The 22,999-nt window shown below is 59.9% G+C and carries 14 protein-coding genes; 8 read left to right on the top strand and 6 right to left on the bottom strand.

The window, feature by feature from the left end; translation table 11 throughout:
- Positions 1-182 precede the first annotated feature (182 nt).
- Positions 183-8,294, top strand: a complete 8,112-nt coding sequence (locus tag HY011_19790) for a putative Ig domain-containing protein (protein MBI3425182.1) — start codon at positions 183-185, stop codon at positions 8,292-8,294.
- Between the two features lie 101 nt (positions 8,295-8,395).
- Here the strand turns inward: HY011_19790 and HY011_19785 are convergent, their stop codons facing one another.
- Positions 8,396-8,929, bottom strand: a complete 534-nt coding sequence (locus tag HY011_19785; GenBank protein ID MBI3425181.1) for a hypothetical protein — start codon at positions 8,927-8,929, stop codon at positions 8,396-8,398.
- Between the two features lie 13 nt (positions 8,930-8,942).
- Positions 8,943-9,893, bottom strand: a complete 951-nt coding sequence (locus HY011_19780; protein MBI3425180.1) for a tetratricopeptide repeat protein — start codon at positions 9,891-9,893, stop codon at positions 8,943-8,945.
- A 495-nt stretch (positions 9,894-10,388) separates the two neighbouring features.
- Here HY011_19780 and HY011_19775 point away from each other — a divergent pair, with 495 nt between their 5' ends.
- The 6 genes from HY011_19775 to HY011_19750 all read left to right on the top strand — a co-directional run bounded on the left by HY011_19775 (position 10,389) and on the right by HY011_19750 (position 16,815).
- Entirely contained in the window at positions 10,389-12,692 is a 2,304-nt protein-coding gene (locus HY011_19775; protein MBI3425179.1) for a PD40 domain-containing protein, read from the top strand.
- A 118-nt stretch (positions 12,693-12,810) separates the two neighbouring features.
- A complete protein-coding gene (locus HY011_19770) occupies positions 12,811-13,467 on the top strand; it encodes an N-glycosylase/DNA lyase (protein MBI3425178.1) in 657 nt (218 codons plus the stop codon).
- A 60-nt stretch (positions 13,468-13,527) separates the two neighbouring features.
- Positions 13,528-15,162 carry an aspartyl protease family protein gene (locus tag HY011_19765; protein ID MBI3425177.1) on the top strand — a complete coding sequence of 545 codons (1,635 nt, stop codon included), beginning with the start codon at positions 13,528-13,530 and terminating at the stop codon, positions 15,160-15,162.
- Positions 15,163-15,245: 83 nt separating this feature from the next.
- Positions 15,246-15,707 (top strand): type II toxin-antitoxin system VapC family toxin, encoded by a 462-nt coding sequence (locus tag HY011_19760; protein ID MBI3425176.1) that lies wholly within the window; start codon positions 15,246-15,248, stop codon positions 15,705-15,707.
- 97 nt (positions 15,708-15,804) lie between these two features.
- Positions 15,805-16,023 (top strand): hypothetical protein, encoded by a 219-nt coding sequence (locus HY011_19755; GenBank protein ID MBI3425175.1) that lies wholly within the window; start codon positions 15,805-15,807, stop codon positions 16,021-16,023.
- Between the two features lie 9 nt (positions 16,024-16,032).
- Positions 16,033-16,815, top strand: coding sequence for a DUF3881 family protein (locus tag HY011_19750; protein ID MBI3425174.1), 783 nt, complete (start codon positions 16,033-16,035; stop codon positions 16,813-16,815).
- A 101-nt stretch (positions 16,816-16,916) separates the two neighbouring features.
- Here the strand turns inward: HY011_19750 and HY011_19745 are convergent, their stop codons facing one another.
- Genes HY011_19745 through HY011_19730 form a run of 4 tightly spaced genes read right to left on the bottom strand, consistent with a single transcriptional unit; the run spans position 16,917 to position 19,848 of the window.
- Complete coding sequence (locus tag HY011_19745; GenBank protein MBI3425173.1) at positions 16,917-17,948, bottom strand: tetratricopeptide repeat protein; 1,032 nt, start codon at positions 17,946-17,948, stop codon at positions 16,917-16,919.
- 3 nt (positions 17,949-17,951) lie between these two features.
- A complete protein-coding gene (locus tag HY011_19740; protein MBI3425172.1) occupies positions 17,952-18,875 on the bottom strand; it encodes a putative sulfate exporter family transporter in 924 nt (307 codons plus the stop codon).
- Positions 18,876-18,924: 49 nt separating this feature from the next.
- Positions 18,925-19,410, bottom strand: coding sequence for a DNA starvation/stationary phase protection protein Dps (dps, locus tag HY011_19735; GenBank protein MBI3425171.1), 486 nt, complete (start codon positions 19,408-19,410; stop codon positions 18,925-18,927).
- A 27-nt stretch (positions 19,411-19,437) separates the two neighbouring features.
- Positions 19,438-19,848: a transcriptional repressor gene (locus HY011_19730; protein MBI3425170.1), complete on the bottom strand. Its 411-nt coding sequence runs from the start codon at positions 19,846-19,848 to the stop codon at positions 19,438-19,440.
- Between the two features lie 328 nt (positions 19,849-20,176).
- On the opposite strand from HY011_19730, the gene HY011_19725 reads away from it, so the two are divergent.
- Positions 20,177-22,771 (top strand): sigma 54-interacting transcriptional regulator, encoded by a 2,595-nt coding sequence (locus HY011_19725; protein ID MBI3425169.1) that lies wholly within the window; start codon positions 20,177-20,179, stop codon positions 22,769-22,771.
- Positions 22,772-22,999 lie beyond the last annotated feature (228 nt).

Genomic DNA, 22,999 nt, shown 5'->3' with positions numbered 1-22,999 from the left:
TCGTTCATCATGGGGTGGCTCAGCAGGCCGCGCGATCAAGCTGGCGCTGGCAGTCTTGGTTGAATCGTTGCTGGGCCTCCTGTGCAAATTCAATTGAACAGTTAAGAAGCAGACAAGGTTCACCACTCTTTTATCAACTTACACACACAAGGCAATCTTGGTTGCTGGCATTAAGGAAAGCTATGAGACAAGTCATTGCTAAATTCGCCCTCTCTCGCACGGCCATCGTATGCATTGGTTTGGCCGGTCTGATTTCGATCTTTGGCTCTTATGTATCTGCGTCTGTCTCTGCCTCGTCGCGCGCCGCGCTTACCCATCTGTTGACGGCCTCACGCAGTGTGCAAGCGTCCAAAGAAGCCGCGCCACCACAGCCGAAATCCGTTTTTACGGCGCGCGATTCCCGTCCGCTGCCAAGCCTCGGTGCGGGCTTCGCGCCTGGAATGGATTTTTTGGCGTACTTGCGGCAGCCAGCGTTCAACGCCAGCACCCTGACCTTGCCAGCAGCTAACCCGTTTGTGGTTTGCGACCCCATCACGCTGTCTTATGCGAACCAGAGCGTCAATATCAACGGCTCGCTCACCGTTAACCCCGCGACCGGGCCGACAAATATCACTTCTTACGCGGTACAAGACAAAGGTGGTTATACGGGCAGCGTTACAGTCAATGGCTCAGGTGTGGTTTCGATTCCCAATGCCAACCCTGCTGGCACTTACACCATTACCATTCGGGCCACCAACAACAATATCCCTGCGGGCTGCACCCCGACGCTGACAGCGGATGTCACCTTTATGCTGACAGTGAATGCTCCGCCGACCTTCACACCGGCGATTGGGATTACGCGCACGGCGGGTGGCAGCGTCACGCCGGCGGAAGCGTTGAATGTGAAGATCCTTGACAATCTGTCTGACGATATCACGCCCCTGGCCAGCCTGACTGTGACTATCAACGGCGGTTCCAGCGCAACCGTGGGTGGCGTGACCGTGAACACCCTGTCCAGAACGAACAACATGTACTTTGCCAATATTGCGGCGGCCTGTAACGCCGCCACCGGCCAAGTGCCCTTCACCTTATCGGTCACCGATGGGGGCGGGTTGACCACAACCCAGTTGTTAACGGTCACGGTGTTTGCCAATCCGGCGCCGGTGCTGACTTATCCAAACCCCATGACGCCGCCCCTCATCAATCAAGGCGGGGCGCTTACGATCATGCCCGCCACCGGCCCGAGTGATAACGTCAGTGTGGCGAGCCTCACGATTGGGAATTTGAGTGGCTACACAGGCAGTTATTGCATTCGGGGTGGGATGCCCGCCTGCGCGATGGCCACGCCGGCAGGGACAGTGGAACTGTCGAATGCCGGGCCGGGGGGCGGCACGTTCACGCTCAGCGTGAATGCCACCGATAATTGCGGCCTGATCACACCGGCCCAGTTCACGATAAAGATCAATGCTCCGCCCGCGATTTCAGCCACCAATCCAGCCGTGCGCCAGGGCAATCCGGCCACCAATCTGACGCTGGCCAATATCAATGACCCGGAAGACCCAGGCTCGGCGTTGACAGTTACTCCGCTGGGAGCGGGACCCTTTACGAACAATGGTGTGACCTTGACCAACGTTGCGTTCAATACCGCGACGGGCGCGTTGACGGCTGACATCGCCGCGTCTTGTACGGCCACTAATGCCACCTTTAATGTGACGGCCACCGATTCCAATGGCCTTGTCACCATGACCCCGGTCATGGTGACGGTCGCGCCGAACACGCCGCCAGTCTTGAGCTATCCTGTTACGGTAAGCGTTGGGGCCGGTGCCCTCAGTACCATGATCAGTCCGTCTGCGGGCCCCAGTGACAACGGGACGATTAGCACTCTGAGTGTTCAAAGTTACAGTGGCGCGTGTGGTACGCTCGCCATCAACACGACGCCGGGGCCGAACTTCGGCAAGCTCACGCTGACCAACGCGCCTGTCATGGGCATGACCTGCCCGGTCACGATCAGAGCCGTTGACAATTGCGGCGGGGTGAGTGGCACAACAGACGCCATGTTTAGCATTAAAGTGACCGCGCCCATCATCGGGATCAGCAAGACGCACACGCCCATTGGGGCAATGGTGCAACCGGGTGAAGTCGCGTTGTTCCAGCTTAACTATTCCAATACCGGTGATCAGGATGCGACTGGAGCCATGCTGGCCGAAACGGTGCCTGCCAACACCACCTTTGAAGCCCTGGCTAGCGCACCGGGCTGGTCATGCGCGGACGGTTCTCCGGCGGGCACGCCTTGTACTTACAACATCGGCAACATTGGCATCGGCGGTTCCGGCACGGTCTTCTTTGCGGTGCGCGTAGTGAATCCCGTCGGCATCGGTGTGACGCAGGTGACCAATCAGTTCACCTACTCCGACAGCATCATTGCCTCGGCGATGTCCAACGTTGACAGCGTCCCCATCATTGCCTTTCCGGATATGGCGGTCGCCAAATCCGATCACGGCATCAGCTCGATGGCGGGCGGGACGGTTGTTTATGACTTGGGCTACAGCAATGTGGGCCGCCGGAATGCGGCCGGTGTTGTGCTGACTGAATTCGTTCCCGCGAATACGACGTTCAACGCGACGGCCAGTTTGCCTTCGGTGTGGTCATGCGCCGATGGCTCGCCTGTGGGGACGATGTGTACGATCAATATCGGCAACGTCGCGGGCGGCGGTTCAGGGCTGCATAAATTCGCCGTGGATGTGGCGGCCATACTGCCCCTCGGCGTCGTGCAAATCACCAACACCGCCTCCATCAGCGAGAGCAGTGGCACCGATCCGGTGCCGGCGAATAATAGTTCGACCGATACGACGCCGGTCGGCAATGGCTTGATCCTGAGTCCCGTGGCCGTGGGGCGCACGCAAGGTTCGCCCGCCACCAATTCCACCATCGCCACCGCGACCGATGTGCTGGCGCCGGTTTCGAGCGTGAACGTGATCGTGACTTCGTTGCCGCCGGGCATCAGCGTCACTAACATCACGCACACGCCTACGGGCACGATCAACGCCGATGTCGCGGCCAGTTGCACGGCGGCGCTCGGGCCGAATTTGGTCGGCCTCAAAGCCACCGACAACGCCGGTAATATGGCGACCGTCAATATGACGGTCAACGTTGCCGCGAACACCGCGCCGGTCTTGGGTGTCTATCCGGCCACAGGCCCGATCAACCCGGGCACGAGCGCGGCGGTGACGCCCAGCGCCGCGCCGACTGACAACGGCTTTATCGCCAGCATCGCCGCCGCCGCGCCAGGCTTCACTGGCACCTTCAGCGTCAACACGACGACGGGCGTCGTCAACGTCAGCAACGCCGGGCCGTCCGGGACATATACCGTCACGGTGACCGCGACAGATAATTGCGGTTTGACCAGCACGGCGATGTTCCAACTGATCGTCAATACGCCGCCGACGATTACGCCTGCTGCCACCCTGAACTTGACGCAGGGCATCACGTCTCCGGGCGTAGCGGTTGCGACGGTGGGCGATCTCAATACGCCCGCAGGCAGTTTGATTGTGACGATGGAGTCAGTGGCGCCGCCGGGCGTTCTGGTGTCGAACTTCGTCAATGTCGCGGGCGCGATCACCGCGACGGTTGCGGTGGATTGCACGGCGGCGCTCGGCAATCACACCGTCATGCTTAAAGTGACGGATGGCGGCGGTCTGACGACCACGGCCAATCTGATCGTCAACGTGTTGGCGAACCCTGCGCCGGTGCAGGGCAATTATTCGGCTTCCAATGTGAATGCGGGTGCGGGCACGACCATCACGCCGAGCGCCGCGCCGACCGACAACGGCTTCATCACCGGCATCGTCGCCAGCGCGCCGGGCTTTACCGGCGGGTTCAGTGTGAACACGGCGACCGGCGTCATCACGGTTACCAATGCCGGGCCGATGGGCACGTTTACTGTGACGGTCACGGCGACCGACAATTGCGGCGCGACCAGCGTCAAAACCTTTGCGCTGACGGTCAACTGTCCGCCCATCACGGTCAACCTGCCAGGCGTGAGCAGCGGGATGGTCAGCACGCCGTTTAGCCAGAGCTTCACGCAAACCGGCGGCGTGGGCGCGGTCAGTTTCACCGTGAATTCAGGCGTCTTGCCCGCCGGGTTGATACTGACAGCGGACGGCGTTCTTTCGGGCACGCCGACCGTGACGGGTACCTTCCCGATTACGGTGCGGGCGACCGATAGCAACGGCTGTTTTGGCATTAGCGTCACTTACAACCTGGTGATCAATTGCCAAACGATCACGGTTGCCCTGCCTGGGGCCAGCACGGGTACAGTGAGCGCGGCCTTTAGCCAGAACTTCTCGCAAAGCGGCGGCGTGGGCGCGGTTACTTATACGCTGAATACGGGCACGCTGCCGACCGGCCTTACGCTTGGCACGAACGGTGTAATCTCCGGCACGCCCCTGCAATCGGGCAATTTCCCAATTACGGTGAAGGTGACCGATGCCAACGGCTGTATGGGCGTCAGCCCGACGTATCCGCTGGTCATCGCTTGCCAGAACATCGCGGTCACGCCGCCTGTCGTGACGACGGGCACGGTCAGCGCCGCGTTTAATCAAAGCTTCACGCAACAAGGCGGCATTGGCGCGGGCAACTTCACGCTCAATTCGGGCACCTTGCCCACGGGATTGACACTTTCGACGAGTGGCACCTTGGCGGGCACGCCGACGCAATCGGGCAGTTTCCCGCTGACGGTCAAATACACCGACGCCAACGGTTGTATGGGCGTGAGTCCGACTTATGCGCTGGTCATTGGCTGCCAAACGATCACGGTGACGCCGCCCGCCGTCACGACGGGAACGGTGAATGCGCCTTTCAATCAAAGCTTCACGCAAACTGCCGGACTGGGCGCGGTGACCTTCACGCTCAACACGGGCACGTTGCCGACGGGCGTGACACTGGCGGCGAACGGCACCCTGGCGGGCACGCCGACGCAAACGGGCAGCTTCAACATCACGGTCAAAGCGACCGATGCCAACGGCTGCTTTGGGATCAGCACCTCATACACGCTGGTCATCGGTTGCCAAACGATCACAGTGACGCCGCCTGCCGTTGCGACAGGCACGATTGGCGCGGCGTTTAGCCAGAGCTTCACGCAAACGGGCGGTGTGGGCGCGGTCACGTTCACGCTCGATTCGGGTGTGCTGCCGACCGGGCTGGCGCTCTCGACTGCCGGGCTGATTTCGGGCACGCCCGCGCAACTGGGCAGCTTCCCGATTCAGGTCAAAGCGACCGATGCGAATGGCTGTATGGGACTCAGCGCGACTTATACGCTGGTCATCAGTTGCCAAACCATCACGGTGACGCCGCCCGCCGTCGCGACGGGCACGGTGGGCACGCCGTTTAGCCAGAGCTTCGCGCAAACGGGCGGCCTGGGGGCCATCACGTTTGCGCTTAACACGGGCGTGTTGCCGACCGGCATGACGCTGTCTTCGAGCGGCTTGCTATCGGGCACGCCGACGCAATCGGGCAGCTTCCCCATCACAGTCAAAGTCACCGATGTGAATGGCTGTATGGGCATCAGCGCGACTTACACGCTGGTCATTGTTTGCCAGACGATCACGGTCACGGCCCCGGCGGTCGCCACGGGCACAGTGGGCGTGCCGTTTAGCCAAACCTTCACGCAAGCGGGCGCGCTGGGCAATGCGGCGAACTTCACGCTCAACTCCGGTGCCTTGCCGCCGGGCCTGGTGTTGGCCTTGAACGGACAGCTTTCCGGCACACCGACGCAAGCGGGCACCTTCCCTATCACGGTCAAGGTGACCGATGGCAATGGCTGCACGGGCGTGAGCGCTACGTACACGCTGGTCATCTCGTGCCCGACCATCACGATTGCCCCGGCTAGCTTGCCGAATGGCACTTATGGCACGGCGTATAGCCAAACGGTGACGGCTTCGCCCGCAGGCGTTTGGAATTACACGGTGACGGCGGGCGCGCTGCCAAACGGCTTGTCGCTCAATGCGACTTCGGGCCTCATCAGCGGCACGCCCAACTTTGTCGGGACGTTCAACTTCACGATCACGGCCAAGTATTACGACAACTGCCCGGCGACGAAGGCCTACACCATCGTCATCAACTGCCCGGTGGTCACGCTTGCGCCCGCGAATTTGCTGACCGGCACGATAGGTTTGGGCTACAGCCAAACCGTCACGGCCAGTCCGGCGGGAACCTATAACTACGCGGTGACCACCGGCACCTTGCCGCCGGGGGTGACGATCAATGCCGCAACGGGCGTGATCAGCGGCACGCCGACGCTGGTCGGAACGTTTACGTTCACGATCACGGCCACCGGGGCGAATGATCTGGCGGGCTGCCCCGGCAGCAAGCAATACACGATCATCATCAATTGCCGGACGGTCACGATTTCGCCCACGACGCTGCCGGGCGGCAAAGTCGGCGTGGCCTACAACCAAACGATTTCGGCGACGCCAGCGGCGGCGTATGCCTTCACCGTCTCGCAAGGGACGTTGCCGCCGGGCCTAACGCTGAATGGCGGCACCGGCGTGCTGTCGGGCACACCGACGACGCTGGGCACGTATAACTTCACGATCACGGCGACTGACCCGGATACCTGTCCGGGCAGCCAGCCTTACAGCGTGGTGATTACCTGCCCGGTGCTGGTGCTCTCGCCCACGACGTTGCCCACAGGCACGGTCGGCGTGCTTTACCAGCCGCAGAATTTCGCCACGACACCAGCAGGAACCTATTCCTTCTCCATCACCAGCGGCACGTTGCCGGCGGGGTTGAGCTTGACCAGCGCGGGCTTGCTGAGCGGCACGCCCACGCAAAGCGGCAGCTTCCCGATTACGGTCACGGCGACCGATGCGAATCTGTGCACCGGCAGCCGCAGTTACACGCTGGTGATCAACAGTTGCCCGCCCATCACGGTTGATCCGCAAACGGTGGTCGCGGGCGTTTCAGGTTCGGCGTATACCCAGAGCTTTACGGCAACGGGCGGACTCGCGCCGTATACCTTTGCGCTGAGCGGTTCGTTGCCTGCGGGCTTGTCGCTGAGCGCGGCTGGCGTTCTTTCCGGTACGCCGACGCAAATCGGCAGCTACAGCTTCACGGTCTTTGCGAAAGACGCCAACCAATGCAACGGCGCGCGTGCTTACACGTTGAGCGTGACGTTGGGCTGCACCTTTGGGATTACACCCGGTGGACAGAGCTTCGCGGCCAGCGGCGGGACGGGCACGGTGGCGGTGACCGCCAACAGCGGCTGCGGTTGGAGCGCGACGAGCAGCGATCCGTGGATCACGATCAACAGCGGCGCCAGCGGAACGGGCAATGGCAGCGTCGCCTATACAGTTGCGCCGGATGCGGCCACGGGCGTGCGTGTCGGCACGTTGGTGGTGGCGGGCCAGTCCTTCACGATCACGCAAACCGGTGTGCCGCGCGCGCTGGCCGATTTCGATGGCGACGGCAAGACGGACTTGAGTGTCTGGCGCGGTTCGGTGGGCAATTGGGTGAGCATCAATAGCAGCAACAACGCGACCCAGACGATGTCGTGGGGCGCGGGTTATGCGCCTTACAACGATGTCATCGTGCCGGGCGATTACGACGGCGACGGCAAGACCGATCAAGCCATTTGGCGCGGGCAGGATTCGATCTGGTACATCCGCAAATCGTCGGATGGCCAGCCGATTCTGAAGTATTGGGGGGCGAATTATGCGCCTTACTACGATGTGCCGACGCCGGGCGATTTCGATGGCGACGGCAAAACAGACCTCGCGGTCTGGCGGCCCACCAGCGGGACGTGGTATGTGCAGAAGAGTTCGAACGGCGGCAACCTGATTGAGGTTTGGGGCCAAAATGGCGACATAGCCGTGCCGGGCGATTACGATGGCGATGGCAAGTGTGATTTTGCCGTCTGGCGTCCGTCAACCGGCAATTGGCTCATCAAGCTCAGCAGCGGCGGTACACGCACCATTCAATGGGGCGCTGGTTACGCGCCTTACAATGATGTGCCCGTGCAAGCTGATTACGACGGCGATGGCAAGACCGACGTGGCCATCTGGCGTGGGCAGGATTCGATCTGGTACATCCGCAAATCGTCGGATGGTCAGCCGATTCTGAAATACTGGGGCGCCAATTACGCGCCTTACAATGATGTACCGGTGCCGGGCGATTTCGATGGCGACGGCAAAGCCGACATCGCCGTCTGGCGACCCCTGGTCGGAACCTGGTTCATCAACCGTAGCTCGGATAATGCGTTTATCATCCAGGTTCACGGCCAGTCCGGCGACGTGCCCGTGCCCGGCATTAAGCAGTAGACATCACAGAGGCTCACGCAACGCCAAGCGTGGGCCTCTGTTGTTTTGGTGTAACTGCGCTCCCAGGCTGCGCAGTTACGTTCTGGTTTCGTAGTTGCCGCCTATTCAGGTTTGACGCGGTTGAACGTGAATTGCTGGCAATGAGGGTTGCCCGCGCGCAGGCCTTCCAGCCGCACCGTTAAGGTTGCGTCTGGTTCCAGGTGATAGATGAGGCGTTGGGGGAAGGCATGCCGCGGGCTTGTTAAAGCAGCCGTAAACGTGGCTGAGGCTTCCTGCGCTGCGGTCAGGCGCAAGTTGAGGGCGGGTTGGCGGCCAGCTTGAATGGTGAGCCAGACGGCCTCGGCAGTTTGGTGTATGCGCAAGAATTCAAACTCAGCGACGTTGCCATTGACGACGCTGCGCCCAAACCCCAGCAGCATACCGCCGCTGGGATTGCTCCATTGCATTTCTCGCACGCCTTGCGCTGACTGGCTCTCCCAGGCTCCGGCGAGCCACGCCAGCGCATTCACGCTGAGGACGCTGCTTTCTCCTTCGTTCAATTGATAAAGTCGCAGGGCCTGGCTGTCGTGCGTCGTGGCTATGAGTAGACCGCCAAGTACGAGCAACCTGAGTGCGAATTTGTTTTTTAGCGTCATGGGGTGGCCTCGCTCACTGCCCGCCTTTGGCCGGGTTTTTGCGGTGGTAAATTAAATCGTAGCTGACCTGCCACGTCTGCCCGCCGTCATTGGAGGTTTCGCCGAATTGCCGCACGCGATTCGCGTCCAGATTGAAGAAGGTCATGCGCTGCAAGGTTTTCTGTCCCTTCTGCATTTGCTCGGCCACATAGACCAGCTTGCCATCCTTGTACTCACCGTTTTTGTATTCGGTAAACGTGCCCTGATCGTCCACCCAAGTCTGATGCCATTTGTGGTCGGTGGTGTCGAAGACGTTGAAGCTCTTGCCGCTGACGCCGCCCGTGCCCGTCCAGTGTTCCAGGATGACGCATTTGCCCAGGATCAATTGAATGCTGCTTTGCCCAGCCATCTGCCCGGCGGTGTTTTTGACATCCCATTCGCCCAGCCAGAAATCGAATTGGCGCGCTTCGGGAATTTTGGTGCAGGGTTCGGCGTTGGCGCGCACGCTCTCGACCAGCGGTTTGTAGCGCGCATCGGCCCGCAAGCTCGCCAGGTCATCATCGTTCTCCAACGTCTGCGCTTGCCGGAAGCCGCGTTGCATGGCTTGGCTCAGCCATTCAAACGCCTTGTCTTTGTTGTTGAGCCGGGCGTAGGCGCAGGCCAGGTTAAACATCACCACCGGATTGTGGCCGATGGCTTCGGCCTTGAGCATGGCCTCGACGGCTTGCTGATATTGGCCCAGCGCATGATGCGCGATGCCCAGCCGGTACCAGGCTTGGCCGTTGTTGGGATATTCGGCGGTGACGGTTTGATAGGCTTTGACAGCGTTGGCCCAGTCCTGTTTTTGATAGAACTCGTCGGCGCTGGCGACCATTGCGCTGGACACGCTGGGAGTTGATTGCGCCAGGCTAGATACGGCCAGCAACATAGCCAGCAGGCTTGTCAGCAGCATCGTCGGCCACAGGGTGTGGATCAAGAGTTTCATGCATTCCTCACTTTCAGGGAGTAGAAACAGGACTTACGCAAGACACGAACAATTTAGCCACAGAGGCACGGAGACACAGAGCTTTTTCACCGTGTTGGCACCGTTCTCCGTCTTCCTCCGTGTCTCTGTGCCTCTGTGGCTAATCTTCGCGTAAGTCCTGGAAATAAAATGGGAGCGGAAGAGTTGGTTTCCACTCCCAGGGCTGACCTTCCGCGGTTTTATCCGTCCTGCGATCCGAAAGGCCAGTTTCGTGAAAGGTGATGGGTGCGCCTGCGCGGTCGCAGGCGCACCGTGATGCCCAGCAAGGCCCCGCAGCTTTCGCATTGCTCCGTGATGGCGGTTGCGACTAGAATGCGCCGCAACCTGATTTGATTTGACCTTCGACCATCTCTAAAGCAATGGATTGATATGCTGCGCTGGGCACTCTAGGAATTCGGGCTGAAGAAGTCCCGAAGAAATCCTGAAAAAAAGCTGGAAAAAATCTATAGCACCGTCATGCGCAGACAATTCAATCACTTATACGAATTCGGAGCGTTCCGTCTGGAAGTCGCCGAGCAACGGCTGACCCATCGTGGAGCGGTCGTACCTCTCTCGCCCAAGCTGTTTGACGCGCTCTTGCTGCTGGTCGAAAACCACGGTCGGCTGCTGGAAAAAGACGAACTCATCCGCACCCTCTGGCCGGATAGTTTTGTCGAAGAGGGCAATCTCACTCATTACATTTCGCAATTGCGCAAGGCGCTCGGCGCTGACGCCAACGGCCAATCCTTGATCGAAACCGTCCCCAAGCGTGGCTACCGTTTTGTCGCGCCCGTGCGCGAAGTGCGCGCTGAATGGCCCATCCCGCAAACAGCGGGAACAGGAATTTTTGTCGAAGAAACCGACACCGAGTCGCGCACTGAACCGCCCGTATTGAATAGTAGCAACGGAGCGGAGACGGACTGGCTGGATTGGCAGGACGCCGAACCGACAGCACGTGTTGAGCCGGTGGCCGCGCCCCGCGAGACGGTTGTGTTGGCAAAACAGCGGCCCCGCTCCCGCGCGTTGCCGTTGGGCTTGCTGGCGTTGGGCTTGCTCAGCTATGCCGCGTATTGGTGGTACACGCGCCCCGCGCCGAGCGCGCGCTTTGCCGCAGCGTTCCAAAAGATGCGGCCCACCAAACTCACGACCAACAGTTCCGTGACGCATTTGGCGCTCTCGCCCGATGGAAAGTATTTGGCGTATGTACAACGCGAGGGCGCGCAACGCGGCTTGTGGTTCAAACAAACCAACGCTGCCAACAGCGTGCAGATACAGCCTGCCGCTGAAGTCACGTATCGCGGCGTGACCTTTGCGCCCGACGGCACGCAGCTTTATTTCGTGACCTTTGAAAAGGGCAGCCTCATCGGCAAGCTCTATCAGATTCCAACGCTGGGCGGGACGCCGCGTCTGCTGGTTGAAGATATAGACAGCCCGGTCAGTTTTTCACCCGCTGGCAAACAAATCTGTTTCGTGCGCAACGATCCGGCGCGGCACACCAGCGCGCTGCTGCTTGCCAACAGCGACGGCACACAGGCGCGGCCCTTGATGATTTTCAATGCGCCGGAATATCTGACCATCGAAGGCCCGGCCTGGTCGCCCGATGGCGAATGGATTGCCTGTGTCACGGCGCAGCGCCGCGTCGCCGGGCCGAATCGCAAACTGCTCGCCGTGCGCGTGGCCGACGGCACGACGCAACTGCTGGCCGCGCGCCCCTGGCCCTGGATTGGGCAGCTTGCCTGGCTGCCTGGCAACAGCGGCGTCGTCGCCAACGCCTGGCACGAAGACTCCAATGCCTACAGCGATGAAATCTGGCTCTTTGCTTGGCCGCCCGGCGCGGCGCACTTGCTCATCAACGACCTGAATCGTTATTTGGGCGTCAGTCTTTCAGCGGATGCGCGCGCGTTGGCGACGATTCAATCCACCCGCATTTCGCGGCTCTGGGTGATGCCCCTCGGCGCGCCCGACGAGGCCCGCGCGCTCACAAAGGGGTTGGGCGATTTTTACAGCGAGGCCTTCGGCCTGATCTGGCCGCCCGGCGACCGCATTGTTTATGCCGCCAATGGCGGGGGCAATACGGACATTTGGGCGCGCCGCGCCGATGGCACACCGCCGCAACAACTCACGCGCGACAGCCGCGTCGAAATTTTGCCCACGGCCAGCGCCGTCGGCCAAACCATCGTTTATGTCGCCTATCGTGAAGGCCGCCCGCACCTCTGGCGCATGGAGGCGGATGGCAGCCGCGCCCAACAAATCACGGACGGGCCGGGCGAATCGGATCCCGCGCTTACGCCCGATGGTCAATGGGTGGTTTACACAATGGAGGAAGGCGAACAGACAGTACTGTGGAAGGTCGCCATCGCTGGTGGCACACCGGAGCGGCTGTTTGACGACGCGGCCACGAATCCGCTCTTTTCGCCCGATGGCAAATGGCTCGCCTGTTATTTGCTCGACCCGCAAACCAAACGCCAGCAAGTCGCCGTGCTCCCCGTTGACCGCTTGCGCGAAGGCCGCGCGGTAGCGAAGTTTTTCCCGCACATGCCTGCGCCGCTCTGGAAGCTGTTGCAATGGACGCCCGACAGCCGCGCCTTGACGTATGGCGTCATGAACAACGGCGGCGGCAATCTGTGGCTGCAACCCCTGGACGGCAGCGCGCCGCACGCGCTGACCGATTTCAAAGAAGATGTGATCTTCCGCTTCGCCTGGTCGCCCGATGGCAAGTCGCTGGTCTACGAGCGCGGCACGACGGTGAATGATGTGGTGCTGTTGAGCGGGGATAAGTAATTTGCCAGAGCGTACTCCGCGCCAGTCCAGTGCTGACCGAGTTGCTGTTTGACACTGTTGTAAACGCCTCTCTACAATGCGCCGCACCTGTAGACGTTCACCCGCACGCACCACCCGCATGAAGAATCAAGCGCTGATTGAGGAATTGCAGCAGAGTTATGCGACCAAACGCGCCGCCATTCGCGCCCGCTTGAACGAGTTCGCCGAGATCCAACGCAGCGGCGATGACGCGCGTTTGTTTGAAGAGTTGGCGTATTGCATCTTCACGGCGGGCGCGAGTGCCCGGATGGGTTTGAAGGCGGTAGAGCGCGTGCGGCGGCATTTGCTGAAGGGCAGTCAAGGCAAGCTCGAAGCGGTGCTGGTGGGCGCGCATCGTTTTCCGCGCGCGCGTTCCGGCTACGTCGTGACGACGCGCCGTTATTTGCAAAACGATTGCGGGCTGTGTTTGCGCGCCAAACTCGCCACCTTTGGTGATGATGCCGAAGCGCGCCGTGACTATTTTGCGCGCACGCCGGGCGTCAAAGGCATTGGCTACAAAGAGGCGAGTCATTACCTGCGCAACATCGGGTATCGGGGCTACGCGATCTTGGACAAACACATTCTGAATACCTTGCACGCCTGTGGCGTGATTGCTGAACCCAAGCCGCCGACGAACAAAAAAAACTATCTCGCGCTGGAAGAAAGCATGCGAGAATTCGCGGCGGACTTGAACATTGATTTTGACGAACTTGATCTCCTGCTCTGGTCGCACAAAACCGGTGAGATATTGAAATAAGGGAAGAGCGCTGCACATAAATCAGCTCTCCTCCCTCAGCCCATCAACAAGAGGTGTTTTATGAAAACTGCTCTCCGGCTTTCGCTGTTGGCGTTGGCCTTGCTGCTGGTTGTACCGTCGGCCTGGGCGCAAAATCGCAACAAGACCTTCAAACGTGCCGAGGACGAAGTCCGCAAAGGCAATCTCGACCTTGCCGAAAAGACGTACCGTGAGTTGCTGGCCCTTGATGACAAAGATAAAGCCGCGCGGCTCGGCCTGAGTTTTGTCCTGCTCAAACAATCCAAACTGCAAGAGTCTTACGACCTCGCCACGGCTGTCCTGGCGGTGGAGCCGGTTAACGCGCGCGCGCATTCGTTGATTGGCACGGCGCTCTTGCGCTCAGGTGAATTTCGCACCTCGGTCGAAGCCCTCTTCACGGCGCTCAAACTCAACGAACGCGAAGCCCTGGCATACGCCGGTTTGGCCGAGATCGAGTATTTCGAGAACCGCGCGCGCAACGCCTACGACGGCTTGCGCAAGGCGATTTCGCTTGAGCCGAACGAGCCGGATTATTACGTCTCGCTGGCGCGCGCCTGTTCACGGTTGGAGCAATACAGCGAAGCCGCCGACGCCTATCAGCGCTATCTCGAAGTTTCGCCCAAAAGCGACATTGAACGCCGCGAACGCATTCGCGGCCTGATCGCGTTTTACCGCTACCTGGGCAGCACCAAAATCCATCGCGCCGCTGGCAAGGAAGCTTCCTCGGTCAAATTCGATTTGGTGCGCTATCGCCCCTTCGTCAACGTTATGGTCAATGGCAAAGGGCCGTTGCGTTTCGTGGTGGATACGGGCGCGAGCCTCTCGGTGATTTCGGATGAGGCGGCGGCCCGGCTCGGCATCAAACCGGTGGCGCGGGGCGGCAAGGCGCGCGCTGTCGGCGGCAGCGGCACCTTCCCGATTGTGTATGGCTTGCTTGATTCCATGCAGCTTGGCGAAGTGCGCATCGAAGCCATTCCGGTTTACATTCGCACCGTGCACCACGCCGATGACGCCCCGGCGTCTGAGCGCGCCGATGGTTATATCGGCCTTTCGATGCTGGCGAATTACCTGATCACGATTGATTACCAGAAACGCGAATTGACGCTGGATCGGCATTTTCCGCAAGAACAACTCGCGCAGACTGAAACAAGCGGGCAGCCTGCCACGCCAACCAGTCCGGCCCCGCCGCTCGCGAACCCTGTGCCGGGTGGCGACGTCATCGCCGCCATCATCGGCACTGAAGTCCCGATCCGCAGCACCAGCGGCGGGCTGGCCAGCGCCGAAACCATCCTGCCGCGCTTGGACCGTCCGCTCAATTTCATCATTGATACCGGCGCGACCACCACGGTGATTTCAAAAGCCACCGTCGCCCGGCATCAACTCGAAGATCTGAAGATCGCCGGTGAAACCTATCGTGTCATCGGCGCAGCAGGCATCGAAGAGGGCGCCGAGGCGCTGGGTTTATCCGCCCTGACGGTCAGCGGGCTGCGCAAGAGCAACTCCCGCGCCTTGATTCTCGACCTAGGCGCGGTGAATGAAACCTCCGGTTTTGAGCAGCACGGCATTTTGGGCGGCGATTATCTGTCGCATTTTCTGGTCAGAATTGACCTGCGCCGTTACTCCATGAAACTGACGCCCCAGTCCAAAGCGATTTCGGTGGCGGACGGAAAACAGTGAAGGGAAGTAGTCAGTAGTCAGTGGCTAATGAAGACTGCGCAACCAACCAACTACTGACTACTGACTACTGACTACTGACTTATATGGCTTCCAGTATCTATCTCGAAACGTCAGTGATCGGCGCCTATTTGGACAAGGGCGAATCGTTCCGACGTGATTTGACGATGCGCTGGTGGGATCACGAATTGAAAAATTACCGCGCCTTTGTTTCGCCGCTGGTCGAGCGCGAATTGGAGCGCGCGCGCGAGCCATACCGGCGCAGTTACTTGAAATTGATTCGCGGCCTGCCGCAGTTGGAAGTTACCGAAGAGGCTGCCATACTGGCGGACGGTTACATCGCGCGCGGCATCTTTCGCCGCAAATATCTAGGCGATGCGTTGCACGTGGCGCTGGCTTCGTTTCATAAGATTGACTATCTGGTGACCTGGAATTTCGGCTTTATGGCGAGCGTTCACCAACAGGCGCGCATCCGCCTCTTTAACACCTCGGCTGGCTTTTTCGTTCCCGGCATCATCACGCCGGAGTTTTTAGTCAGCGAGTTGTGATTGAAAAGTAGACAGTAGACAGTAGTCAGTAGTCAGTAGGTTGTTATTTCAGCCGCTAACTACTGCCAACTGCCAACTGCCAACTGCCAACTGCTTTATGTACCAACGTCCCCGCTTCTTAGAAGAGTTGCACGCCATCCGCGAAGAGATGTCGCGCGAATGCGATTATGACGTGGACTTGTTCGCCGAGATGGTGCGCAGCGGCAAGAAGCCCGCGCACGGCCCGGCGCGCAACATTCGCGGCGTGCGCCAATACGCCCCGCCCAATCCGCTCACACTGAATCGCCCGATCAACAAGAAAGAGAGACATTCCTAAACCAGCATTATGGGTGAGCCCTTCGACGCCATCGGATTCAAAGTCAACGACGCCGCTTCTTATCAAGCGTTGGCCGAAGAGGCGCAGCAACGCGGCGCGCTCTCACAGGCGCGGCGCGAACAGGTCGTGCTGCACGGCTGTTGCTGGCGCCTGGGCGAAGGGCTGGAAGTCTGGACGGTCTTGCACGAGTCGCACGATGGTTTGTTTTATGCCGATTGCCGCCCGGCCTTTCGAGGCCGCCAACTCTTCAAACTCTATCCCTGGGAAATCATCGAATTCGAGCTGGAAGGCGAAGCCGTGATGCGCGGCAAAATTGCCGGCACGCAAACCGATTTGGTTTTCGAATTGCAAAACCTGACCGAAATCAACCCGCGCGAATTCCGGGATGGCGCGTTGACCGCGACGGTTTCCGGCCTGGCCTATCGCGCGCGTTTGAACAAACGCAGCCAAAAGCCCGTCTTTGCGCCGCTCAGTCAACGCTATCCGCGCCGGCAGGTTGCCGAGAATGATTATGTCGTGCGCGGCCCCATCACTTCGTGGCGCGAATTGAAAAACCCCCAAACGACCAGCGATCTCATTTGGGTGCAAATCGCCCTCGAACAATTCAGCCTGGAAGTGCTGGTCAATCGCCGCGATCTGGCGGGTGAGCTAAAACGCGGCGCCTTTCTCTCTGCCGAAGTTTGGCTGCAAGGCCATTTGCTGAATCGCGCTGAGTTGTCCGCCCGTTACGAAGGACTGGATCGAACAGATGGGCGACCGCAGATTTGGAAGCTGTTGCGGCGCACGCATTGAAGGCCTAGCTGTTCGTCCGAACTTACCCACTCGAAATTCTTTTTGGCCGCGCTCAGCACCGGCAAACCCGCATCTGCTTTCTTCATCTGTCTTTCACGCTTTCAAGGCGCCGCCGCCGGATTTGGCTTGTGCCGCAACGCTTCCGCCGCAGTGGCGTCCGCCAACTCGAACTGGCCGAGTTGGCGATACGTGCTGGCGAGGTTTTCATAAACGCTCAAATCACGCGGATAAACGCGCTGTTGCTGTTTCAATACCTCAATGCATTTTTCCAGCTTGCCCGTCACCAGCGAGTGATACAGAAACGTCAGGCGGAAATTCTCCAACTCGCCCACGCGCTCGCGTAAGTCATACGCTTTGGTTGTCGCCTCAATTGCCAGCGCGGGTTGCTGCGACGCGCCGTACACCGCCGCCAGCCCGCTGTAGGCGATAGTGGAATTGGGATCGAGTGTCAGCACGCGCTGGTAAAGCGGGATGGCTTCAAGATATTGGCCGCGCAAGTGCGCTGCGTTTGCCAGCGTGTATGCTTTGAGCGCCTCAACCGAACCGGTCATGACTTCTAGCGGTGAGGTGTAGCGGCGGACCGTAATGAGTTTTTCGCCCAGCCTGCTGCGCAATTCCGCCGCCGCTTGCGTCAGGGCACGCAGCACGGCATCCCGGCTTTCGGCGTCGGTTTCCACCAGCACGAGGCGCGCACCCGTCTGACTGTCGAGCGCTTCCAGCGTGAGCAAATAATAGCGATCAGGTTTGGCAATTACACCGGTGATGAAGGCTTTTAGGCCGTGTTGCCGCGCGATCTCGCGCCCAATGTCGCGCGTCAGGCGTTCCTCTGGTGCACGCTTCATCTGCTGCAAGGTCTGTTGAATGCGCGCGTCCGGGAAGAGGTCGAGAAACGGCGACTGTTGCAATTGCAGCAGCAGTCCCTGCCGCAATGCACCATCAAATAGCACATCGCCCGTGCGGTTCTCAAATTCGGTCAGCAGAATTGTGTCCTTGTCCGTCAGCAGCGCCGGTTTGGGGCGATTGACATAAAAGAACGAGGCGACCGCAGAGAGCGCAGTCAAGATCAGCAACAGACCAATACGGATGGGTACGGGAATCGCGCGGATAAATTGTATGCCGGGAATAGGAGCCATGTTTTACCACCCAATGACGCCGCCGCGTATCAATGCCAGCGAGAGCACGCCCACGATCAACCACAGCACGACGCCCAGCACCAGAGGCCGCGCGCCGACTTTCCTCAGCGTCGCAATGGAAATGCCGCTGCCGATCAGAAACAACGTCGCGCGCAACCCGGCCTTCGCCGCCAGCACCAACCAGTCATAAACCGGCGCGCCAAAGGCAACATAGGTTTTCAGCACTGCTGCCAAACAGAAAAACAAGATGAACCAGGGCCATTGAATCTTGGCTTGCTGGCGGCGCGTGAAGGCAATGCCCAGCGTCAGCGGCACGATCCACAGCGCGCGCGCCAGCTTGACCGTCGTACCCACCGCCAATGCCTGGGCCCCATATTTCGCCGCCGCGCCAACGACCGAACTCGTGTCGTGAATCGCCAAGGCCGCCCACAAACCGAATTGCGTTTGGCTCAAGCCCACCGCCGCGCCAATGGCCGGGAAGATCAGCAACGCGACCGAATTCAAAATAAAAACCGTGCCCAGCGAGATGGACATCTCTTCGTCTTTGGCTTTGATGACGGGGCCGACCGCCGCAATCGCGCTGCCGCCGCAAATCGCCGTGCCCACTGCAATCAGCAGGGCATTGGTTTCGGCGACTTTCATCATGCGTCCCAGTGCCAAGCCCAACAGCATCGTCGCCGTAATGCCGATGGCGGTGTAAAGAAAGCCCGACCGCCCGGCGCGCACAACCTCGTGCAGATTCATGCCGAAGCCCAGCCCGACGACGCTGACTTGCAGCAAGGTTTTGGCGTAGGTTTTTGCTTCTTTGGGAAAGGGATGAGCGAGGAAGAGTCCGAAGCCGATGCCCAATGCCAGCGCCAACGGCGGCGAAGCCCAGGGCGAAATGGAAAAGAGCAGGGCGGCTAGAAAGAGAAGCTTGGGAACCATGCGCGGCAGTATACGCACGGCTCCCAAGCCTGACAAATTTGTCGTGTGATTACGCTTGCAGATGCGCTTCCAGGAACCAGAGCGACTTATCCAGCGCGCGCGAAACGCCGGTGAAAAGATCCGCCGTGTTCGCGTCGCCCAATTTGTCCGCTTCCTCAATCGCCGCGCGCGTGGTGGTTGCCAGCGCGGCAAAGCGTTCGACCAGCGTTTGCAAGCTGACCTGGCCGGCGACGGCCTCTGCCGGGTAATCGCCCAGCCGCGTCGCCTTGGCCGCCATCTGCAAGGTGCCCAGCGCGGTGCCGCCCAAGGCTGTGGCGCGCTCGGCAATCGTGTCCACGTGATCAATCAATTCGGCGGCCAGCTTGTCGTAGAGTTCATGCAGTTGAAAGAACTGCGCGCCTTTGACATTCCAGTGCGCCTGCTTGGTCTGGCTGTACAAATCGAAAGTGTCGGCCAGATGCTGGTTGAGCAGCGCAATGATTTGCGCGCGCGTTTCGGCATCGAGATCAATACTGGTGTGGTAAGTTTTCGGCATACGTTTCCTCCTTCAAAATGGAAATGGTTATTGGCATTGGCGGCAGCGGCCCAAAAGTTCGACGCGATAATCTTCCACGCGGAACCCGCGCGGCGCTTTGATGTCATCACCCAACGCCGCTTGCGCCGCCGGTTCGACATCCGTGATGCGCCCGCATTGCAAACAGCGCGCATGGTAATGGTGGTCGGTGCGAATGTCATAGCGCGCCGCTGCATCGCCATAGGTCAATTTGGACGCCGCGCCACAGGCCACCAACGCCTCCAGGTTTTTATAAACCGTCGCCAAACTGAGCTTGGGCAATTGCGCCTTGACCGCCAGAAATACATCTTCTGCCGACGGATGGTGCACGGCCCGGTGCAAATACTCATACACCGCCGTGCGCTGCTGCGTGAGCAAGGCGCCCTGCTGCTCGAGCTTGGATTTGAGCGCGCGCCGCATTGCTTTGGAACTGACTTTCACCATTGCTGTCTCCTTACACGAAAAGCAGTCTAGGCGCGTCTTCGGCTTCTGTCAAGAATAATAATTACTATTGACCTTGTTCAATTGCGCCAAGCTGCGCTGACGGAGTAATGGCATCGAATCGAGGTTTAGAGTTCACGCTTCAGCGTGTTGACTCGACTTGGACACGCTGAAGCGTGAACTCTAAACCTCGATTCAATGCCATTGCCCTGCCGTGCGCGCAGGTGGTGCATGGTGCTGCTCGCCGTCACCATGTACACCGACGGCGATTCGCAAACCCGGCGGCCTTGCGTAAAATGGCGCGCGTATGAATCACGACCTGCCAACTCAGGATAGTCCCGTGTTGCTTCGGCAATATCGCGCACTGCTGCGCGCTTCGGAAGCCATTGCGGCGCAGCGCGATCTGACGTCCTTGCACCGGCACTTGGCCGAATTGCTTGGTGCGGTGGCCGAGTTCGAGGCTCTCGCCCTGATCTTATATGACCCGGCGCGCAATGTGTTGTGCGTGCAAACGTGCGCCGCGACGCCGCGCGACCAGCTCACGCCTGTGCTGGAACTGTCCGTCGAGGCCGCCTCCCATGATTGGGTTGGGCAGTTGCGGCAGCCATTGCTCATGGCCGATGTGGAACAGGAAACGCGCTGGCCGGAACTCGCTGCCTGGGCACGCCAGCAAGGGCTGCGGACGTCTTGCTTTTTGCCGCTTGCAGTGGTGGGGCGCTGGCTGGGCGCGCTGGGATTTGGGCGCGCCAACGTTGCTGAATACAGCGAGGCCGACCTCGAATTCTTACAGCAAGTCGCCCATCAGGTGGCGGTGGTGGTGGATACGGCGCACAACTTCGAGGACGCGCGCGCGCTTGAGCAGGAATGGCGCTTGTTGCTCGAAGTCAACAACAGCGTCGTGGCGCACCTCGATTTGCGCGAACTTTTCACCGCGATTGCGCAGTGTTTGGGGCGCGCCATTCCGCACGATGCGGCGCGGCTGACCTTGTTCGAGGCCGCCAGCAACAAGCTGCGGATTGTCGCCTTGGATTCGCAGATGGACGGCGACAGCCGGGTCACCACAGGTGGCTTGGTGCCAATTGAAGGCACGCCGGCGGGTTTGGCCTTCACCGAACGCCGGACGGTGTTGGTCAATCGCAGTGAACTCAAAAAGTTCGCTGCGCCCATCGTGCATCGCTTGCTTGCCAAAGGTGTCAAAGCGGGTCTGATCGCTCCGCTCCTGATACATGGACGGGTGCTCGGAACACTCGACCTTGCCAGTATGAAGGACGGCGCTTTCACCGAAACCGATGCGGGATTGCTGACGCAGATTGCCGGGCAAATCGCGATTGCCGTCGAGAACGCGCTGAATTTTGCGCGCGTGCGCCGGACCGAACAGGAAATGCGCCGCCAACTCGAGCGTGAGCGCTTGATGCTCGAAATCAACAACGCAGTCGTTTCCAACCTCGATTTGTCAGCGTTGCTGACCGCCATTGCTGCTGCGTTGCGCCGTGTCTTGCCGCACGATTTTACCGGGCTGGCGTTGTATGAGGCTGAGAGCAATCAGTTGCGCGTGCAGGCGCTCGATTACACGCGCAATCTGGAAGTGTTCGGCAAGACGGATTTGATCCCGCTGAAGGGGACGGGGGCAGGGAAGGCATTCACGTCGCGAAAGACTGTGTTGTTGCGCCACCACACGCCGAAAGCGTCAGCGATTGAGATTGTGCGACACTCCGCCGCCGTGGGTTTCAAATCCAGTTGTCATGTGCCGCTCATCTCACGCGACCGGGCGCTGGGCACGCTGGACGTCATGAGTTTTCAGCCCGACGCCTTCACCGAGGAAGATGTCGAATTGCTCACGCAGATCGCCGGGCAACTTGCCATCGCGGTGGATAACGCGCTGGCCTATCGCGAAATCGAAGCGCTCAAAAACAGACTCACCGAAGAGAAGCTTTATCTCGAAGAAGAAATCAGCACGGCCTACAACTTTGAGGAGATCATCGGTGTCAGCCCTGTGCTCAAACGCATTCTGAAACAGGTCGAGACCGTCGCGCCCACCGATTCGACCGTGTTGATTCAGGGTGAAACGGGCACGGGTAAGGAGTTGTTTGCCCGCGCCATCCATAGTCTGAGCAAGCGGCGCGAACGCACTCTGGTCAAACTCAACTGTGCCGCGATTCCGACCGGCCTGCTCGAAAGCGAATTGTTCGGGCATGAGAAAGGCGCCTTCACCGGGGCCATCGCGCAACGCATCGGGCGCTTTGAACTCGCGCACAAAGGCACCATGTTTCTGGATGAAGTCGGCGAGATTCCGATGGAGTTGCAGCCCAAGCTGCTGCGTGTCTTGCAAGAACAGGAATTCGAACGGCTGGGCAACACGCGCACGCAGCGCGTGGATGTGCGCCTGATTGCGGCGACCAACCGCGATCTGGCGCAGATGGCGGCGGAAAACCGATTCCGCAGCGATCTTTACTACCGGTTGAAAGTGTTCCCCATCACGATTCCGCCGTTGCGCGAGCGGCCCGAAGACATCCCCTTGCTCGTGCGCTTCTTTGCCAACAAATTCGCCGGGCGGATGAAGAAGCAGATCAAGACGATTCCCGCCGAGGCCGTCGCCGCTTTGCAACGCTATCACTGGCCCGGCAACATCCGCGAACTCGAAAACATGATCGAACGCGCCGTCATTCTCACCTCAGGCGCTGAACTCGAAATCTCGCTCGCGGATTTGAAAGCCGCGCCGCCCCCGGTTGACGCCACTCCCATCGCTACACTTGAAGATGCCGAACGCCAACACATTTTGCGCGCGCTCGAGGAAAGCGCCTGGGTCATCAGCGGCCCGCAAGGCGCAGCAGCCCGGCTCGGCATGAAACGTACCACTCTGAATTCGCGCATGCAGAAACTCGGCATTGCCCGCCAACGATAAAGCCGCATAAAGAGGATTGAGCCGCCAGTTCCGCTCACGCGCCGCAGCGCAGCGCGCCAGTTCCGATATTTCGGCAGTTGACGATATTTCGTCGGCAAACGCTTCGGCACGCAGCCTCAGCAACCGCGATTCATCCGTCCTTTGTCAGCCTAACCTATTTCACTTCAGCGGCTTGAACGCACTGCCGGAATTTTCGGCACTTTGGCCAAGCGCTTGCCCTTCTCTCCG

It is taken from the genome of Acidobacteriota bacterium, from assembly GCA_016196035.1.
Taxonomy (GTDB): Bacteria; Acidobacteriota; Blastocatellia; order RBC074; family RBC074; genus JACPYM01.
The sequence above is the reverse complement of the archived record's forward strand: the minus strand, read 5'-3'. Positions and strand labels throughout refer to the sequence as shown.

Coding starts and splice junctions, on each gene's coding strand:
- HY011_19750 (MBI3425174.1), top strand. CDS start 16,033: ATGGGTGAGCCCTTCGACGCCATCGGATTCAAAGTCAACGACGCCGCT.
- HY011_19725 (MBI3425169.1), top strand. CDS start 20,177: ATGAATCACGACCTGCCAACTCAGGATAGTCCCGTGTTGCTTCGGCAA.
- HY011_19740 (MBI3425172.1), bottom strand. CDS start 18,875: ATGGTTCCCAAGCTTCTCTTTCTAGCCGCCCTGCTCTTTTCCATTTCG.
- HY011_19755 (MBI3425175.1), top strand. CDS start 15,805: ATGTACCAACGTCCCCGCTTCTTAGAAGAGTTGCACGCCATCCGCGAA.
- HY011_19730 (MBI3425170.1), bottom strand. CDS start 19,848: ATGCGGCGCGCGCTCAAATCCAAGCTCGAGCAGCAGGGCGCCTTGCTC.
- HY011_19780 (MBI3425180.1), bottom strand. CDS start 9,893: ATGAAACTCTTGATCCACACCCTGTGGCCGACGATGCTGCTGACAAGC.
- HY011_19760 (MBI3425176.1), top strand. CDS start 15,246: ATGGCTTCCAGTATCTATCTCGAAACGTCAGTGATCGGCGCCTATTTG.
- HY011_19785 (MBI3425181.1), bottom strand. CDS start 8,929: ATGACGCTAAAAAACAAATTCGCACTCAGGTTGCTCGTACTTGGCGGT.
- HY011_19790 (MBI3425182.1), top strand. CDS start 183: ATGAGACAAGTCATTGCTAAATTCGCCCTCTCTCGCACGGCCATCGTA.
- HY011_19775 (MBI3425179.1), top strand. CDS start 10,389: ATGCGCAGACAATTCAATCACTTATACGAATTCGGAGCGTTCCGTCTG.
- HY011_19745 (MBI3425173.1), bottom strand. CDS start 17,948: ATGGCTCCTATTCCCGGCATACAATTTATCCGCGCGATTCCCGTACCC.
- HY011_19765 (MBI3425177.1), top strand. CDS start 13,528: ATGAAAACTGCTCTCCGGCTTTCGCTGTTGGCGTTGGCCTTGCTGCTG.
- HY011_19770 (MBI3425178.1), top strand. CDS start 12,811: ATGAAGAATCAAGCGCTGATTGAGGAATTGCAGCAGAGTTATGCGACC.
- dps (MBI3425171.1), bottom strand. CDS start 19,410: ATGCCGAAAACTTACCACACCAGTATTGATCTCGATGCCGAAACGCGC.